Source organism: Pseudomonas sp. P110(2024), assembly GCF_057480795.1.
Genome location: NZ_JBLIYT010000018.1, coordinates 47790 through 64800, shown reverse-complemented (window position 1 = coordinate 64800; position 17011 = coordinate 47790). Strand labels below are relative to the sequence as shown.

Here is a 17011-nt window from a genome sequence, read left to right as displayed (position 1 = left end):
GGGCTTGCCGAACCGACATGACCGGCTGCCGGGCGGTGCGCGGACATACGGACTGGCACTTTGCCATGTTTGCGGGCATGCTAGTCGGCTTCTCGCGTGCGCCTTATAGTGCGCCCAGCGACCACGGCACGCGCCGTGCATGCTGCGAGGACGCAACCCCTGCCATCGCCAGCCAAATCGCAGGACCCAACGCTTGACCAATCTCACGCAACCGTCATCCCTGCGGCCTGCCGACACCTCGGCCGGCACACACCTGCGTGGCTCGCTCAAGGGGGCGCTGGCCCTGCTCGCCCTGGTTTTGCTGGGTTTGCTGTTGTGGCAACTGTTCGCCCAGTTCCGCCATACCCAGGCCGACCTGCGTCAGCACAGCCTGACGACCAGCGCCGAATTGGCCGACCACCTGGGCCTGAACATGGCGCTGAAGGCCCAGCAATCGCTGAACCTGGTCCAGCCTTACGTCAATCCACCGGCGCCCGCCGCCCTGCCGAGCCTGCTCACCACCTTGCAGGCGCGCCTGCCGGCCCTGCGCGACCTGGCCTGGCTGGACGCCGCCGGGCAGGTACGCAGCGACAGCCTCGACGGCACGCCGGACCGTCAGTTGATTGACGACCTTCTGCAACTGAACCAAGGCCGCGCCTTCTTCTATGGCAACGGCGCCGACAACCAGCGAGTGTACCTGCTGCTGCGCCAGCCGGCCGAGCAGGACCGCGGCTACTGGCTGCTGCGCCTGAGCCCGGACTACTACCAGGAGCTGACCCGCCACCTGGACGGCCCTACCCACCCCCTGTGGCTGCTGGAAAACAGCCGCAGCGGCGAGATCATCCAGCACCATGGCCACCGCCAGGCCAGCGACGAACCGCTGCAAAGCGTGATGCTCGCGTTCATCGACAACAGCACCTGGCAACTGCGCGGCCTGTTCGACGCAGGCATGGCCCGCGACAAACTGCTGCCGGCGCTGATCGGCAAGTGTGTGCTGGTGCTGTTCTGCGCCCTGCTGCCGGTGCTGGCGCTGATCAACATGCGTCGCCGCCAGCGCGCCCTGCAGGAGGATCGCCGACGCTACCAGGAAATTTTCGAGGGCACTGGCGTGGCCTTGTGCGTGCTCGACCTGTCCAGCCTGCCCGGCCAGCTCGACCGTTACCACCTGCGCAACCGCGCCGCGCTCAAGCACAGCCTGGCGCTGGACACCAAGCTGCGCCGCACGCTGCTGGCGGAACTGAAGATCACCGAGATCAACCAGGTGGCGCGTCAGCTGCTCAATGTCGACAGCCACGAAGGCGCCTGGCAGCGCCTGATCGAGGGCAGCGGCGACAGCCGCGACAGTATCGGCATGCAACTGATCGACGCGCTGATCGAAGAGCGCCAGCAGCTTGAACTGGAGGTGCGCCTGCCCGCCCCGCAGGGTGGCGAACTGCACCTGTGGCTGATGGCCCGCCTGCCCCAGCAGCGCCGCGACTACCAGGCGGTGATCCTGAGCATCAGCGACATCACCAGCCGCAAGCAGGTGGAGCTGTCGCTGCTCGAACGCGAAGGCTTCTGGTCGGACGTGGTGCGCACCGTGCCCGACCAGCTCTACGTGCAGGACGTCAACAGCCAGCGCATGATCTTCAGCAACCGCCACCTCGGCCAGACCCTGGGCTACGACCGTGTGGAACTGGCGCAGATGGGCGACCGCTTCTGGGAAATGCTCCTGCACCCCGGCGACGCCGAGCACTATCGTGCCCTGCGCCAGCAGCAGCGCGACACCGGCCACGGCGAGTCGCTGCACTGCCAGCTGCGTTTCCGCCACCGTGACGGCGGCTGGCGCTGCTACGACATCCGCGAGCAGGTGCTGACCCGCGACAGCGAGGGCCAGGTCACCCGCATCATCGGCGTGGGCAAGGACGTCACCGTGCAGATCGAGGCCAGCGAGTCCCTGCGCGACAGCGAGCAGCGCTACCGCATGCTCGCCGAGAGCATCAGCGACGTGATCTTCTCCACCGATAGCCAGTTGCAGCTCAACTACGTCAGCCCCTCGGTGCAGGCGGTGCTGGGCTACCAGGCCGACTGGATCTTCGCCAACGGCTGGCAGTCGATCGTCGCCAACCCCGCCCAGCTCAGCGGCGTCTACAACCTGTTGGAGCGGGTCAGCAAGGTGCTGGGCGACAGTGAGCAGTTGGCCCAGTTGCGCAGCACCCTGCCCACCCAGCTGTTCCTGTTCGACTGCCTGCGCGCCGATGGCCGCAAGATCCCCATCGAGCTGCGCCTGGTGCTGGTGTGGGACGAACACGAGCGCTTCGAAGGCGTGCTCGGCGTGGGACGCGACATCAGCCAGCAGCGCCGTGCCGAGAAAGACCTGCGCATGGCCGCGACGGTGTTCGAACACTCCACCTCGGCGATCCTCATCACCGACCCGGCCGGCTATATCGTTCAGGCCAACGAGGCTTTCAGCCGGGTCAGCGGCTATGCCGTGGCCGAAGTGCTCGACCAGTTGCCCGGCATGCTCACCGTCGAACAGCAGCAGAGCGCCCAGCTGGGCTACGTGCTCAAGCAACTGAGCCAGCGCGGTACCTGGGAAGGCGAGGTCTGGCTCAAGCGCCGCAACGGCGAGCACTACCCGGCGTGGGTAGGCATCACCGCAGTGCTCGACGACGAGGGCGACCTGGCCAGCTACGTGTGCTTCTTCACCGACATCAGCGAGCGCAAGGCCAGCGAACAGCGCATCCACCGCCTGGCCTACTACGACGCCCTGACCCACCTGCCCAACCGCACGTTGTTCCAGGACCGCCTGTACACCGCCCTGCAGCAGGCCGAACGGCAGAAGGCCTGGGTGGTGTTGATGTTCCTCGACCTCGACCGCTTCAAGCCGATCAACGACTCCCTCGGCCACGCCGCGGGTGATCGCATGCTCAAGGACATGGCCGAGCGCCTGCTGGCCTGCGTCGACGACGACGACACCGTGGCGCGCATGGGCGGCGACGAGTTCACCCTGTTGCTGCAGCCCAAGGCCACCCGCGAGCAGGCGCTCAACCGGGCGATCCATGTCGCCGAGCACATCCTCGACGGGCTGGTCACGCCGTTCGTCCTGGAAAACCGCGAGTTCTTTGTCACCGCCAGTATCGGCATCGCCCTGAGCCCGCAGGACGGCAGCGAGCTCAGCCAACTGATGAAGAACGCCGACACGGCGATGTACCACGCCAAGGAGCGCGGCAAGAACAACTTCCAGTTCTACCAGGCAGACATGAACGCCAGCGCCCTGGAGCGCCTGGAGCTGGAGAGCGACCTGCGCCATGCCCTGGAGCAAAACGAGTTCACCCTCTACTACCAACCGCAGTTCAGCGGCGACGGCAAGCGCCTGACCGGCGCCGAGGCGCTGCTGCGCTGGCGCCATCCGACCCGCGGCCTGGTGCCGCCGGGCGACTTCATCCCGGTGATCGAAGAGCTGGGCCTGGTGGTCGACGTCGGCGACTGGGTGCTGCGCGAGGCGTGCCGCCAACTCAAGGCCTGGCACAAGGAGAAGGTGCGGGTACCGAAGGTGTCGGTGAACATTTCCGCCCGGCAGTTCTCCGACGGCCAACTGGGTACGCGCATCGCCACCATCCTCGAGGAAACCGGGCTGCCCCCGGCCTGCCTGGAGCTGGAGCTGACCGAAAGCATCCTGATGCGCGAGGTCAACGAGGCCATGCAGATCCTCGACAGCCTGAAGAATCTCGGCCTGAGCATCGCGGTCGACGACTTCGGCACCGGCTACTCGTCGCTCAACTACCTCAAGCAGTTCCCCATCGACGTGCTCAAGATCGACCGCACCTTCGTCGACGGCCTGCCCGAGGGCGAGCAGGACGCGCAGATCGCCCGGGCGATCATCGCCATGGCCCACAGCCTCAACCTGGCGGTGATCGCCGAGGGCGTGGAGACCCACGAGCAGCTGGAGTTCCTGCGCGAGCACGGCTGCGACGAGGTGCAGGGCTACCTGTTCGGCAGGCCGATGCCGGCCAACCAGTTCGAGGCGCAGTTCAGCAACGAGACGTTGTTCATGTTCCAGTGACGACGGTGACACGAGACGGTTTCCGTGGGAGCGGCCTTGCGTCGCGAAAGGGCTGCGCAGCAGCCCCAGGACCTAAGTGTTAACGCAAAGATCGCCGGGGCCGCTTTGCGGCTCTTTCGCGACGCAAGGCCGCTCCCACAGTGCACGGCGCCAAGCCTTGAAAAACGGACCCAAAAGTCAACTCCAGCCCAGAAACGGCGCGGGCTGCAACATGAGGGCCATTGGTCCGCGACTTGATGCCACTTCATATGCCAGCGGCGAATCAATCGGTTAGAATGCCCCCCCAATTCTGCCCGATCCTTGAGGACCGCCATGTTCAGCCGTGATTTGACCATTGCCAAGTACGACGCCGAGCTCTTCGAAGCCATGCAGCAAGAAGCCCTGCGCCAGGAAGAGCATATCGAGCTGATCGCTTCGGAAAACTACACCAGCCCGGCGGTCATGGAGGCCCAGGGTTCGGTTCTGACCAACAAGTACGCCGAAGGCTACCCAGGCAAGCGCTACTACGGTGGTTGCGAGTACGTCGACGTCGTCGAGCAGCTGGCCATCGACCGCGCCAAGGAGCTGTTCGGCGCCGACTACGCCAACGTCCAGCCGCACGCCGGCTCCCAGGCCAACGCCGCCGTCTACCTGGCCCTGCTGTCGGCCGGTGACACCATCCTGGGCATGAGCCTGGCCCACGGCGGTCACCTGACCCACGGCGCCAGCGTCTCCTCCTCGGGCAAGCTGTACAACGCCATCCAGTACGGCATCGACGCCAACGGCCTGATCAACTACGACGAAGTCGAAGCACTGGCCCTGGAGCACAAGCCGAAGATGATCGTCGCCGGCTTCTCCGCCTACTCGCAGGTCCTGGACTTCCCACGCTTCCGCGAAATCGCCGACAAGGTCGGTGCCTACCTGTTCGTCGACATGGCCCACGTGGCTGGCTTGGTCGCCGCCGGCGTGTACCCGAACCCTGTTCCGTTCGCCGACGTGGTCACCACCACCACCCACAAGACCCTGCGCGGTCCGCGTGGCGGCCTGATCCTGGCCCGCGCCAACGCCGACATCGAGAAGAAGCTGAACTCCGCGGTCTTCCCGGGCGCCCAGGGCGGCCCGCTGGAGCACGTCATCGCCGCCAAGGCGATCTGCTTCAAGGAAGCGCTGCAGCCTGAGTTCAAGGCCTACCAGCAGCAAGTGGTAAAGAACGCCCAGGCCATGGCCGAAGTGTTCATCGAGCGTGGTTTCGACGTCGTTTCCGGCGGCACCCAGAACCACCTGTTCCTGCTGTCGCTGATCAAGCAGGAAATCTCCGGTAAGGACGCCGACGCCGCCCTGGGCAAGGCGTTCATCACCGTCAACAAGAACTCGGTCCCGAACGACCCACGTTCGCCGTTCGTCACCTCGGGCCTGCGTTTCGGCACCCCTGCCGTCACCACCCGTGGCTTCAAGGAAGCCGAGTGCCGCGAACTGGCTGGCTGGATCTGCGACATCCTGGCCGACCTGAACAACGAAGCGGTGATCGACGCCGTGCGCGAGAAGGTCAAGGCCATCTGCAAGAAGCTGCCGGTGTACGGCAACTGATTGGCGGACGCCTGATGTGAAAAAGCCCGGCCATGTGCCGGGCTTTTTTGTGCTTGTTCTCAGCGAGTTGTTGCGACATCCGGCACGAGACGTATTTCCACGCGCTGGCCCAAGGCTCTCGCCGCACTGGCCAGCGTTGCCAGCGTCATGCCGGCATCCGTCTGATCAAGCGCTCGATCGACCGCCGTACGGCTGGTGTGCATGCGCTCGGCAAGCGCCTTCTTGCTGACCCTCTGCTGCTTCATCGCCTCAGTCAGCTGCCAGGCAATCACCCGCTTGTGACTCGACCAAGTGCACCAAAAAAGGTACCTCTTTCAAGGGGGCCATAGCGTGTGGCCCAATGTATTGAACGAGGCAAAAAAATGCCGCCATTTGGCGGCATCAACCAGTCAGCTACGTCCCATTCATGCGTGATATAACGCCTCAAACCCTGCCCGAATATTCTCTTCCGGCAGCTCATCGGCAATGAACACCATCACGCTTTCCCGTGTCTCGCCGTCCTTCCACTCGGCGTCCCAATCAAAGCCATAGAGCTTCAGCACCCCTTGGAACACCAGACGGCGGTCCTCACCGGCAATGTTCAATACCCCCTTGTAGCGCAGCAATTGCTTGCCGTGCTCTTCCAGCAGCTCGTTCATGAAGTCGCTGAGCCGATCGATGTCCAACGGCGTTTCGGTGCGCAGCACCAGCGTCGAGATACGGTCAGGGGTGGCCGGCTTGAGCAGCGGGCGCAAGGTGGGCTTTGGGCTGATGCCCAGGTCGGGGTTGAGGTTGAAGCCGCGCACATCGAGTAGCTCGGCCAGGTCGATGCGGCCGTGCTCGACCACGCGGATTGCCGCCCGGCCATTGATGCGCGCCAGACGCTCGCGCAGGGCGTCGACTACCTGCGGCTCGACCAGGTCGGTCTTGCTCAGCAGCAGGCGGTCGGCGAAGCCAACCTGGGCCTGGGCGATGGCCTGGGTCAGGTGCAGCTCGGCATGGGCGGTGTCGACCAGGGTGATAATGCCGTCGAGGATATAGCGCTCGCGCAGCTCTTCATCGATGAAGAAGGTCTGCGCCACCGGCGCCGGATCGGCAAGGCCGGTGCACTCGATGACCAGGCGATCGAAGGCGATTTCACCGGCATCCAGCCGTTCGAGCAGCAGGTACAGGGCCCGGGTCAGGTCGCCATGGATGCTGCAGCACACGCAGCCGTTGGCCAGGGTCATGACCTGCACCGGTTCATCGCCCAGCAGTTGGCTGTCGATGCCGGCCTCGCTGAATTCGTTTTCGATCACGGCGAGCTTCAGGCCATGCTCGGCCCTGAGCATATGCTTGAGCAATGTGGTCTTGCCGGCGCCAAGGAAGCCGGTCAGCACGGTAACGGGAATCGGCGTTTGCACGCGGTTGTCTCCTGCAGCTGAAAATGAAAGTGGGAGCCCGGTTGCCCGGGCTCCCACTGGTTCACGCGTGTCGCGGGTTCAACAGCACTTGGGCCCGGACTTGCCACCATAGCGCGCTTCCTGGCGCTCGCGGAAGAACTCTTCGTAGCTCATCACCGGCTTGTCCGGGTGCTTCTTGCGCATGTGCTCGACATAGTTGTCGTAGTCGGGCATGCCGACCATCAGGCGGGCGGCCTGCCCCAGGTACTTGCCCAGTCGACCCAGGTCGTTGAACATCGCGGCGATCCTCTCAAGCGTCAGGCAGGGCCTGGAACGGGGTTTCCTTGTCGGTGCGCTCCTTGCGACCCAGGGCGGCGAGGCCAACCTTGACGGCGAAGAACAGCACGCTGAACACCACCACCAGGAACAGCACGGTCAGGCCGGCGTTGGTGTAGGCGTTGAAGATCACATGCTGCATCTGGCCGATGTCCTTGGCCGGGGCCAGCACTTGGCCGGCATCCAGCGCGGTGCTGTACTTCTTGGCCAGGGCCAGGAAGCCGACCGCAGGGTTCGGGTCGAACAACTTGATCAGGCCCGCGGTGGTGGTGCAGATCAGCAGCCACACGGCCGGCAGCAGGGTGACCCAGACGTAGCGCTGGCGCTTCATCTTGATCAGCACCACGGTACCCAGCATCAAGGCGATGCCGGCGAGCATCTGGTTGGAGATGCCGAACAGCGGCCACAGGGTGTTGATGCCACCCAGAGGGTCGATCACGCCCTGGTACAGCAGATAGCCCCACAGCGCCACGCAACCGGCGGTACCGATCAGGTTGGCGGTCCACGACTCGGTGCGTTTCAGGGCCGGCACGAAGCTGCCCAGCAAATCCTGCAGCATGAAACGACCGGCACGGGTACCGGCGTCTACTGCAGTGAGGATGAACAGCGCCTCGAACAGAATCGCGAAGTGGTACCAGAACGCCATGGTGTTCTCACCCGGCAGTACCTGGTGCAGGATCTGCGCAATGCCCACCGCCAGGGTCGGTGCACCACCGGCACGGGCCAGGATGGTGTGCTCGCCGATATCACGGGCGGTGGCCTCGAGCTGCTCGGGTGTGATCATGAAGCCCCAGCTGCTCACAGTCTGCGCCACCGAGACGACGTCGGCACCGACCACAGCGGCCGGGCTGTTCATGGCGAAGTACACCCCCGGCTCGATCACCGAGGCGGCGACCATGGCCATGATGGCGACGAACGACTCCATCAGCATGCCGCCGTAGCCGATGTAGCGGGCGTTGGTTTCGTTGTCCAGCAGCTTGGGCGTGGTCCCCGAGGAGATCAGCGCGTGGAAGCCGGACACCGCGCCGCAGGCGATGGTGATGAACAGGAACGGGAACAGGGTGCCCTTCCAAACCGGGCCCGTGCCGTCGGTGAACTGGGTCAGCGCCGGCATCTTCAGTTCGGGCGCGATGATCAGGATGCCGATGGCAAGGCCGACGATGGTGCCGATCTTGAGAAAGGTCGACAGGTAGTCACGCGGCGCCAGCACCAGCCACACCGGCAGCACGGCAGCGACGAAACCGTAGCCGACCAGCATCCAGGTGATCTGCACGCCGGTGAAGGTGAACGCCGGGCCCCACACCGGATCTGCGGCGATCTGGCCCCCCAGCCAGATCGACAGCAGCAGCAGGACCACGCCGATGACCGAGATCTCGCCGATGCGGCCCGGGCGGATGTAGCGCATGTAGATGCCCATGAACATCGCGATCGGGATGGTCGCCATCACCGTGAACATGCCCCACGGGCTCTCGGCCAGGGCCTTGACCACGATCAGCGCCAGCACCGCGAGGATGATGATCATGATCAGGAAGCAGCCGAACAGGGCGATGGTGCCCGGGATGCGGCCCATTTCCTCGCGTACCATGTCGCCCAGCGAGCGGCCGTTGCGGCGGGTGGAGAGGAACAGGACCATGAAGTCCTGCACCGCGCCGGCCAGCACCACGCCGGCGATCAGCCACAGCGTGCCGGGCAGGTAGCCCATCTGCGCGGCGAGCACCGGGCCGACGAGCGGGCCGGCGCCGGCGATGGCGGCGAAGTGGTGGCCGAAGAGAATGTGCTTGTTGGTCGGGACGTAGTCCAGGCCATCGTTGTTGAGCACCGCGGGCGTGGCCCGGCGGGGGTCGAGCTGCATCACCTTGGTGGCGATGAACAGGCTGTAGTAACGGTAGGCGACCAGGTAAAGGGCCACTGCCGCGACCACGATCCACAAGGCGTTGATGGCCTCACCGCGACGCAGGGCGACCACACCCAGCGCGCAGGCCCCTATGACTGCCAGCGCCAGCCACGGAATGTGGCGTAGCAGGCTATTATTGTTGTTCATGGTTTACTTCCAGCTGGTGGATTGGAAAGACCGCCCATCGAGTCTAGGGCGACTCATCGCGCATTGCCACACTTGCTTTGGTCTAGAGCCTCTGCGGCCAGATTGCGGTACCTGATACTGCACCATAACCCACTATAGTCAGGTTGAACCCCCGAGGGCTTTTCCCATGAGCGACCACGACGAACGCCGCCGCTTTCAACGCATCGCCTTCGATGCCCCCACTGAACTGCGCCAGGGCGAGCGGCGCTGGCCGGTGAAACTGCTCGACCTGTCGCTCAAGGGCTTGCTGATCGAGCGCCCCGATCCCTGGAATGCCGACCTCACCCAGGATTTCGAAGCGATCATCCACCTCAACGACAAGAAGACCCAGGTGCTGATGCAGGTCGAACTGCGCCACGAGGAGCCGAGCCGCCTGGGTTTCATCTGCCTGCACATCGACATCGATTCGATGACCCATCTGCACCGTCTGGTGGAACTGAACGTGGGTGACAGCACCGAAATGATGCGCGAGCTGCGCGAACTCATCGAAGATTGATATCTCTTAGCTTGCTATCTATCTGGCTGTGACGGCTTTCCTGTCCAGCCAGACAGCTTTCATACGCCTGCCAAGTGCTTTGTACACACCCCTCTGATACAGCCTCCTGCAAGTTGGAACGCAACCTGCATCCAGGTTTCACGCACCCTGGACGCACCAGTTCCGTCGCTACGATCAAAACTTTGTATACAATTTTTGTGGCAATTTTTTGTGCTTGTTGTCTACAGTAGCGGCACAACAATAAACAGAGAGCCTGCTCCAATGACCACGTCCCCCAGCACGTCTCCCGCCCCGCGCCCCGAGGACGAGAACCTCGGCCTTGGCGCCAACCTGGCCTACGGGCTGCAGCATGTCCTGACCATGTATGGAGGGATTGTCGCCGTACCCCTGATCCTCGGCCAGGCCGCCGGCCTGGCCCCGGCGGAAATCGGCCTGTTGATCGCCGCCTCGCTGTTCGCCGGGGGCCTGGCGACGTTGCTGCAGACCCTTGGCCTGCCGTTCTTCGGCTGCCAGCTGCCGCTGGTGCAGGGCGTGTCGTTCGCCGGCGTGGCGACCATGGGCGCGATCCTCGGCAGCCAGAGCGGTGGCGGCTTGCCTTCGGTGCTGGGCGCGGTGATGGCGGCCTCGCTCATCGGTTTCCTGATCACCCCGGTGTTCTCGCGCATCACCAAGTTCTTCCCGCCGCTGGTCACCGGCATCGTCATCACCACCATCGGCCTGACCCTGATGCCCGTGGCCGCACGCTGGGTGATGGGCGGCAACAGCGCCTCGCCGGAGTTCGGCAGCGTGGCCAACATCGGCCTGGCGGCCCTGACCTTCGCCATCGTCCTGCTGCTGAGCAAGCTGGGCAGCGCGAGCATCTCGCGCCTGTCGATCCTCCTGGCCATGGTCGCCGGCACCCTGATTGCCTGGGCGCTGGGCATGACCGACTTCAGCAAAGTTACCGAAGGCCCGATTTTCGCCTTCCCCACGCCGTTCCACTTCGGCATGCCGACCTTCCATATCGCCGCGATCCTGTCGATGTGCATCGTGATCATGGTGACCCTGGTGGAAACCTCGGCGGACATCCTCGCCGTGGGTGAGATCATCGACACCAAGGTCGACTCCAAGCGCCTGGGCAATGGCCTGCGCGCCGACATGGCGTCGAGCATCCTGGCGCCGATCTTCGGCTCGTTCACCCAGAGCGCCTTTGCCCAGAACGTCGGCCTGGTGGCCGTGACCGGGGTGAAGAGCCGCTACGTGGTGGCCACCGGCGGGGTAATCCTGGTGGTGCTGGGCCTGCTGCCGATCATGGGCCGGGTCATCGCCGCGGTACCGACCCCGGTCCTCGGCGGCGCGGGTATCGTGCTGTTCGGCACCGTGGCGGCCAGCGGCATCCGCACCCTGTCCAAGGTCAACTACAAGAACAACGTCAACCTGATCATCGTCGCTGCCTCGCTGGGCTTCGGCATGATCCCGATCGCGGCGCCGACCTTCTACCACAACTTCCCGAGCTGGTTCGAAACCATCTTCCACTCCGGCATCAGCTCGGCGGCGATCATGGCCATCCTGCTGAACCTGATCTTCAACCACTTCACCACCGGCAACTCGGAAAACCAGTCGGTATTCGCCGCGGCCTACGAGCGCACCATCCAGTACTCGGACATCTCGGCCCTGCGCGATGGCGACTACTTCAAGGACGGCAAGCTGTTCGACGCCGACGGCAATGAGGTTCCGGTGCTGGAGCTTGACGAGCACGGCAACGAGGCGCCCAGGCGCAAGGCGGTTGCCGAACACTGATCGCTGACCAGGACGGTCATCGAGGGGGAGCCGACGCGCATCGTCGGCTCCCTTTTTTATCTGGTGCAGGTGTCGGAGCGCCGACGCACTATCCGTGCGACAGAAAATACCTGCTCAACGCATTCAGATCCCCCGCCTCCAGTACGCCCGCCAGATAGCGCAGCTGCAACCACGCCCGCAGGTACTCATGGCGTGCCTGCGCCAGGTCACGCCTGGCACTGAACAGCTGTTGCTCGGCATCCAGCACATCGAGGTTGACCCTTTCCCCTCCCCGCACGCTCTTGCGTGTGGCCTGCACCAGGGCCGAGGCCGCCTTCACCGCCAGGTCGTAGGCGCGGATCTTCGCCGTGCCGCTGGCACACAGGTTGAACTGCCGACGCAGTTGGGTGAGCGTGTCGTTCAGCTGTGCATCCAGTTCGAACCCCGCGGCATCGCGCTGGGCACGAGCCTGACGCACTGACGCCTGCACCCCGCCCCCGGCATACAGCGGCACGCTCAACTGCACGCCGATGCTGTCGGTATCGTAGCGTTGGTTGTAGCTGCTCTCGGAGCTCGAACTGGAAATGCCCTTGCTGGCATAGGCACTCAACGAAGGCAGGTGCCCGGCCCGTTGCCGCTCGATGTTCTGCTCGGCGACCTCCAACCCATGGCGCTGGCTGGCCAGCTCGGCGTTGTGGGCCACGGCCAGGTCGCGCCAGCGCTCGAAACGTGTGGGGGTCAGGGGTTGGACGCGAAAATCGGCGGTCATCGGCGCCAGGTCCTCGACCGCCACCGGCTCGCCGATGATCGCCTGCAAGGCGTGCAGCGCCGCATCGAGATTGTCGCCAGCCTCGATTTCCTGGGCCTGCGCCAACTCGTAGCGGGCGCGGGTTTCCAGCACATCGGTGCGGGTGCCCTCGCCGCCCTTGAGCAGGCGCTCGTTGAGGGTCATCTGCTCGGCATAGGTACGCCGCTGGGCCTGGGCCAGGGCGATCTGTTCGTTGGCGAACAACGCTTCGCTGTAGGCGCCGAACAGACGCACCATCAGCTCCTGGCCACGACCGCGATAGCGCTCGTCGGCCAGGGCGGCCTGGGCCACACCACGGCGGTAGTCGCTCCAGGCGGCGTAGTCGAACAACGGCTGCTCGAGGGTCAGGGTCGAGCTGTAGCTGCGGTAATCGCGCTGGGTGGTCACGTCGCCGAACTGGCTACGCTGGGTCACCTCGGAATCGTTGCGGGCACGGTTGTAGCGATACGACAACCTGGGCAGCAGGCCAGCGCGACCGATCGCCAGGTTTTCGAGCCCGGCCTCGCGCTCGGCGATGGAGCCCTGCCAGGTGGGATCGTTGCGCAGCGCCAGGGCATAGGCGTCACCCAGGTCCAGGGCCTGCGCCGACAGGCTCGTGAACAACAGCAGCGGGCAGGCGGCACGCAGTAGCACGGACATGCCCTTATTCCTCGGTCAGGGCGACATGCACCCGGTCGGCCAGTGGCTTGAACAGGTAGTTGAGCAGCGAGCGCTCGCCAGTCCGCACGAAGGCCTCCACCGGCATGCCCGGGCGGATATCCAGGCCGGCCAGTTGGCCGAGGCCCTGGTCGCTGACCTTGATGCGCACCTGGTAGTAGGGCTGCTGGGTCTTTTCGTCGATCAGGCGATCGGCCGAGACCAATGTCACCTCGCCATCCACTCGTGGCGTGGTGCTCTGGTTGAAGGCGACGAACATCAGCTCCACCGGCAACCCGGGGCGCAGGCGGTCGATCATGTCCACCGAGGCGCGGGCTTCGACCAGCAGCGGCGCATCGCGCGGCACGATCTCCATCAGTTGCTGGCCGCGGGCGATGACGCCACCGTCGGTGAATACGCTCAGGCCCACCACGGTGCCGGCCACGGGGGCCCGCACCTGGGTATGGGCCAGCTCGAACTCGGCGCTGCGCAGGCGGTTGTCCAGGTCCTCTGCGCTGGCCTGCAGCTCGGTGAGCTGCTGGCGCACTTCGTTCTGGTACTCCTGCTGGCGCTGGCCGATGCGCAGCTTGAGTTCCAGGACCTGACGCCGGGCGCGGCCGATGCTGCCGAAGTCCTCGGCAATCGAGCCGTTGACCTGGGCCAGCAGGCGCTCACTGTCGAGCAGGCGATTGCGGGCGATGTAGCCATCCCGAGCCAGTTCGCGCAGGCCGCGCAACTGTTCGTCCAGCGCGTCACGCTGGGCCTGTTTGCTGGCCAGCGAGCCTTGCAGGCCCTGCAGCGAGGCTTCGGCGCCAGCGATGCTCTCGCGCAGGCCGCCAAGCTCCATCTCCAGCGCCTGGGCGCGGCTGCTGCGCAGTTGCCGCTGGCTCTCCAGCACCGTGGCCACCCAGGCACTGGCGGCCTGGTCACGCAGGCCTTGGGGGAAGTCGATCGAAGCCCTGCCATCGCGCTCGGCCAGCAGGCGCGCCTCGGCGGCGCGGGCGTTGACGTACTGTACCCGTAGCGAACCGACCTGGGCCTGGGCCTGGGTCGGATCCATGCGCAGCACGACCTGGCCGGCGCTCACCGTGTCGCCGTCACGCACCAGCAACTGCTCGATCACCCCGCCCGTGGGGTGCTGCACGGCCTGTCGGCTACCGGCGACCATCACGCTGCCGCTGACCGGCACGCCTTTGTCCAGCGGCGCCAGCGCGGCCCACAGGAGGAAACCGCCGAAACCTGCCAGCACCAGCCAGCGGCCCACCCGGCCCGGGCGGTGTTCGTCGAGGCTGAGCAGGCTCGCCTCGGTCTTTTGCGTGGAGAGGGCGTGTACGCTCATGGTGTCAGGCTCTTGGCTGGCCGAAGGTGACGCTCAGGCCGATGGGGTTGCGTGTGGAGGATGGCGCGACGGGGGCGGGCGCCGGCCGAGCGGCCCGCTGTGCGTCCTGCAGCACCCGGGCGGTGGGGCCGAAGGCCTGCAACTGGCCGCCCTTGAGCATCAGCAGGTTGTCCAGGCCGGCCAACAGCGAGGACTTGTGGGTGATCAGGATCAATGTGCGCTTGTGCTCGCGCAGCCTGGCAATGGCCTCGACCAACGCCTGCTCCCCGGCCTCATCGAGATTGGAATTGGGCTCGTCGAGCACGATCAGCGCCGGCAGCCCATACAGCGCCCGCGCCAGGCCGATGCGCTGGCGCTGGCCGCCGGACAGGCCCAGCCCGCCCTCCCCCAACAGCGTGTCATAGCCTCCCGGCAGCTTGAGGATCATGTCGTGCACACCCGCCAGCTGCGCCGCGGCCACCACTTGCTGGGCATCCACCGCGCCGAGCCGGGCGATGTTATCGGCGATGCTGCCGGCGAACAGCTGCACATCCTGGGGCAGGTAGCCGATATGCTGCCCCAGTGCGCCACGGTCCCAGACCCTCAGGTCCGCGCCATCCAGGCGGACCTTGCCGCTCGCCGGAACAACGGCGCCGACCAGCAGCCGCGCCAGGGTCGACTTGCCCGAGCCGGACGGGCCGATGATTCCCAGTGACTCACCCGCAGGCAGTTCGAAGCCCAGGTTGTTCAGGCACAGACGGCTGCTCCCCGGCTGCGTCGCCCCCACCTGCTCAAGTGTCAGCTTGCCGAGCGGCGCCGGCAGCGGCATGCCCGCCGGGCGCGGCGGCTGGGCCCGCAGCAGCTCGCTGAGGCGCTGATAGGCCAGGCGCGCACCACTCCATTGGCGCCAGGCACCGATCAACTGGTCAATGGGTGCCAGCACCCGGGCCATGAGGATGGAACCGGCGATCATCATCCCCGGCGTGATCAGTTGCTCGATGGCCAACCAGGCGCCCAGGCCGAGTACCAGCGACTGCAGAGCCAGGCGCACGGTCTTGGTCAGCGCGGTGACTGCCGCGGTGCGCTCGCTGCCCAGGTTCTGCCGGGCCAGGAAGCCGTGGTGCAGGCGCGCCCAGCGCTGGCGCACCGCCGCCAGCATGCCCATGGCCTCGATCACCTCGGCATTGCGCAGGTTGGCGCTGGCCTCCAGGCCGGCCTGCTGCGACAGCTGGCCGGCCTCGGCGAACGGCGCCTGGGTCAAACGTTCGTTGACCCAGGCCAGCAGCGTCAGCAGCACCGCCCCCAGCAGCGCCATCAGGCCGAGCCATGGGCTGAAAAGGAACATCACCAGCAGGTACACCGGGAACCACGGCGCGTCGAAAAACGCGAACAGGGCCTGGCCGGTGGCGAACTGGCGCAGCGCGGTCAGGTCGGCAAGCATCTGCCCCGCCGCGCCCCGGTGCCCGGCCAGGCTGGCCTCGTAGGCGGCCTCGAACACGCGTGGGTTGAGGTTCATGTCCATGCGCGTGCCCAGGCGGATCACCACCTGGCTGCGCAGCCACTCCAGCAGACCCATGAAGGCGAACACCCCAAGCACCATGAGGCTGAGCATCAGCAAGGTCATCTCGTTGCGCGACGACAGGACCCGGTCGTAGACCTGCAGCATGTACAGCGCCGGGGCCAGCATCAGCACGTTGATCACCGCGGTGAACAGCGCAACGTTGCCAAGCCCGGCACGGCAGGCCCTGAGCGCCCGCAGCACTTCGTTGGCCGCGGTGGGAGCGGTTCGCATTGGTTGGAAACCTCGTAGAAGGCGCCGACCGGCGATTGCATTCGCCCTGTCGTCGCCACAGAATTCGCACCGCCGCAGCCTGGGCCCGGCAAAGACACGGGCTGCGGGGTAAGTGCATCAGATCAGCGAATGGCGGGGTAACCTTCCATTCGCTTTTTCATGCCTGTGCTCAGGCCGCCAGGGCCAGGTCCTCGGGCAGCGCCTGCACGCCGACCGCTTCGGCGGCAGCGGCGTGAGCCGGGCCGGCGGCCAGGGCCGCACCAATCTCGGCGAACGTGTTGTTGGTGGAGACGCCATAACCGGCCAGCAGGTTGTCCAGCACGCCTTCCAGGGCCGAGGTGTTGCCCTGCATCAGGCCGTAGATCACACCCTGTACTTCGTTGCCGGCACGCCCGGCGCCCTGCGCGGCATCCAGGTCCAGGCCGTTGAAGCTGACCACGTAGTTGGCCAGGCTGAAGTCGCTGCCGCTGCCGCCACCGAGCACTTCGCCCAGGGAGACGTTGTCCAGCGAGCCCCACAGGTAGTGGTTGAGGTTGTCGCCCGGGGCCTTGGACGGGTCGAACACATAGTGCAGACCGTTGGCGCTGTCGCTGTCGGCGATGAAGGCGTAGTCCGAGTTGTTGCGACCGTGGGTGGCGTACTGGTCGCCATCGAAGGTGCCGTTGCTGAAGCCACCGGTGTTGCTGTAGCCATGGCCGGCGGTGACGAAGCCGGCACTCCAGAAGGCCAGGTAGTCGTCGACGGTCGAGCTGGCGAAGGCGGCGTCGTAATTAACGGAAAGGGTCATGACGGTTCCTCGTTGTTGCACAGTGATGACGAAGGCGCGTTCCGTGCCT

The 17011-nt window shown here is 65.6% G+C and carries 10 protein-coding genes and 2 pseudogenes; 4 read left to right on the top strand and 8 right to left on the bottom strand.

Annotation, left to right across the window (positions count from 1 at the left end; genetic code table 11):
* Positions 1 to 1039: 1039 nt before the first annotated feature.
* Positions 1040 to 4024, top strand: a pseudogene (locus AC25ND_RS24255) (sensor domain-containing protein); the annotation flags it as partial.
* Positions 4025 to 4336: 312 nt separating this feature from the next.
* Positions 4337 to 5590, top strand: a complete 1254-nt coding sequence (glyA, locus tag AC25ND_RS24250; protein WP_028691350.1) for a serine hydroxymethyltransferase — start codon at positions 4337 to 4339, stop codon at positions 5588 to 5590.
* A 59-nt stretch (positions 5591 to 5649) separates the two neighbouring features.
* Here the strand turns inward: glyA and AC25ND_RS24245 are convergent.
* The 4 genes and pseudogenes from AC25ND_RS24245 to AC25ND_RS24230 form a co-directional block, all read right to left on the bottom strand.
* A pseudogene (locus AC25ND_RS24245) lies at positions 5650 to 5868 on the bottom strand (helix-turn-helix domain-containing protein); the annotation flags it as partial.
* Between the two features lie 126 nt (positions 5869 to 5994).
* Positions 5995 to 6972, bottom strand: a complete 978-nt coding sequence (gene yjiA, locus AC25ND_RS24240) for a GTPase (RefSeq protein ID WP_028691349.1) — start codon at positions 6970 to 6972, stop codon at positions 5995 to 5997.
* A 78-nt stretch (positions 6973 to 7050) separates the two neighbouring features.
* Entirely contained in the window at positions 7051 to 7248 is a 198-nt protein-coding gene (locus AC25ND_RS24235; protein WP_028691348.1) for a YbdD/YjiX family protein, read from the bottom strand.
* Positions 7249 to 7261: 13 nt separating this feature from the next.
* Complete coding sequence (locus AC25ND_RS24230; RefSeq protein WP_062362098.1) at positions 7262 to 9328, bottom strand: carbon starvation CstA family protein; 2067 nt, start codon at positions 9326 to 9328, stop codon at positions 7262 to 7264.
* Between the two features lie 166 nt (positions 9329 to 9494).
* Between AC25ND_RS24230 and AC25ND_RS24225 the strand changes: the two genes are divergently transcribed.
* Positions 9495 to 9863 (top strand): PilZ domain-containing protein, encoded by a 369-nt coding sequence (locus AC25ND_RS24225; protein WP_028691346.1) that lies wholly within the window; start codon positions 9495 to 9497, stop codon positions 9861 to 9863.
* Positions 9864 to 10124: 261 nt separating this feature from the next.
* Positions 10125 to 11642 (top strand): nucleobase:cation symporter-2 family protein, encoded by a 1518-nt coding sequence (locus AC25ND_RS24220; RefSeq protein ID WP_028691345.1) that lies wholly within the window; start codon positions 10125 to 10127, stop codon positions 11640 to 11642.
* A gap of 88 nt (positions 11643 to 11730) precedes the next feature.
* Here AC25ND_RS24220 and AC25ND_RS24215 read toward each other — a convergent pair whose 3' ends face one another.
* The 4 genes from AC25ND_RS24215 to AC25ND_RS24200 all read right to left on the bottom strand — a co-directional run bounded on the left by AC25ND_RS24215 (position 11731) and on the right by AC25ND_RS24200 (position 16962).
* Positions 11731 to 13068 carry a TolC family outer membrane protein gene (locus AC25ND_RS24215; protein ID WP_036986196.1) on the bottom strand — a complete coding sequence of 446 codons (1338 nt, stop codon included), beginning with the start codon at positions 13066 to 13068 and terminating at the stop codon, positions 11731 to 11733.
* A 4-nt stretch (positions 13069 to 13072) separates the two neighbouring features.
* Positions 13073 to 14404, bottom strand: a complete 1332-nt coding sequence (locus tag AC25ND_RS24210; protein ID WP_186597275.1) for an HlyD family type I secretion periplasmic adaptor subunit — start codon at positions 14402 to 14404, stop codon at positions 13073 to 13075.
* 4 nt (positions 14405 to 14408) lie between these two features.
* Complete coding sequence (locus AC25ND_RS24205; protein WP_186597277.1) at positions 14409 to 16175, bottom strand: type I secretion system permease/ATPase; 1767 nt, start codon at positions 16173 to 16175, stop codon at positions 14409 to 14411.
* A 169-nt stretch (positions 16176 to 16344) separates the two neighbouring features.
* On the bottom strand, positions 16345 to 16962 hold the full coding sequence (locus AC25ND_RS24200; protein WP_028691341.1) for a heme acquisition protein HasA: 618 nt from the start codon (positions 16960 to 16962) through the stop codon (positions 16345 to 16347).
* Between the last annotated feature and the right edge of the window lie 49 nt (positions 16963 to 17011).

Excerpts from the sequence above, each read along its gene's own strand:
- AC25ND_RS24200 (WP_028691341.1), bottom strand. The coding sequence starts at position 16,962 with ATGACCCTTTCCGTTAATTACGACGCCGCCTTCGCCAGCTCGACCGTC.
- AC25ND_RS24215 (WP_036986196.1), bottom strand. The coding sequence starts at position 13,068 with ATGTCCGTGCTACTGCGTGCCGCCTGCCCGCTGCTGTTGTTCACGAGC.
- AC25ND_RS24225 (WP_028691346.1), top strand. The coding sequence starts at position 9,495 with ATGAGCGACCACGACGAACGCCGCCGCTTTCAACGCATCGCCTTCGAT.
- AC25ND_RS24205 (WP_186597277.1), bottom strand. The coding sequence starts at position 16,175 with ATGCGAACCGCTCCCACCGCGGCCAACGAAGTGCTGCGGGCGCTCAGG.
- AC25ND_RS24220 (WP_028691345.1), top strand. The coding sequence starts at position 10,125 with ATGACCACGTCCCCCAGCACGTCTCCCGCCCCGCGCCCCGAGGACGAG.
- glyA (WP_028691350.1), top strand. The coding sequence starts at position 4,337 with ATGTTCAGCCGTGATTTGACCATTGCCAAGTACGACGCCGAGCTCTTC.
- AC25ND_RS24230 (WP_062362098.1), bottom strand. The coding sequence starts at position 9,328 with ATGAACAACAATAATAGCCTGCTACGCCACATTCCGTGGCTGGCGCTG.
- AC25ND_RS24235 (WP_028691348.1), bottom strand. The coding sequence starts at position 7,248 with ATGTTCAACGACCTGGGTCGACTGGGCAAGTACCTGGGGCAGGCCGCC.
- AC25ND_RS24210 (WP_186597275.1), bottom strand. The coding sequence starts at position 14,404 with ATGAGCGTACACGCCCTCTCCACGCAAAAGACCGAGGCGAGCCTGCTC.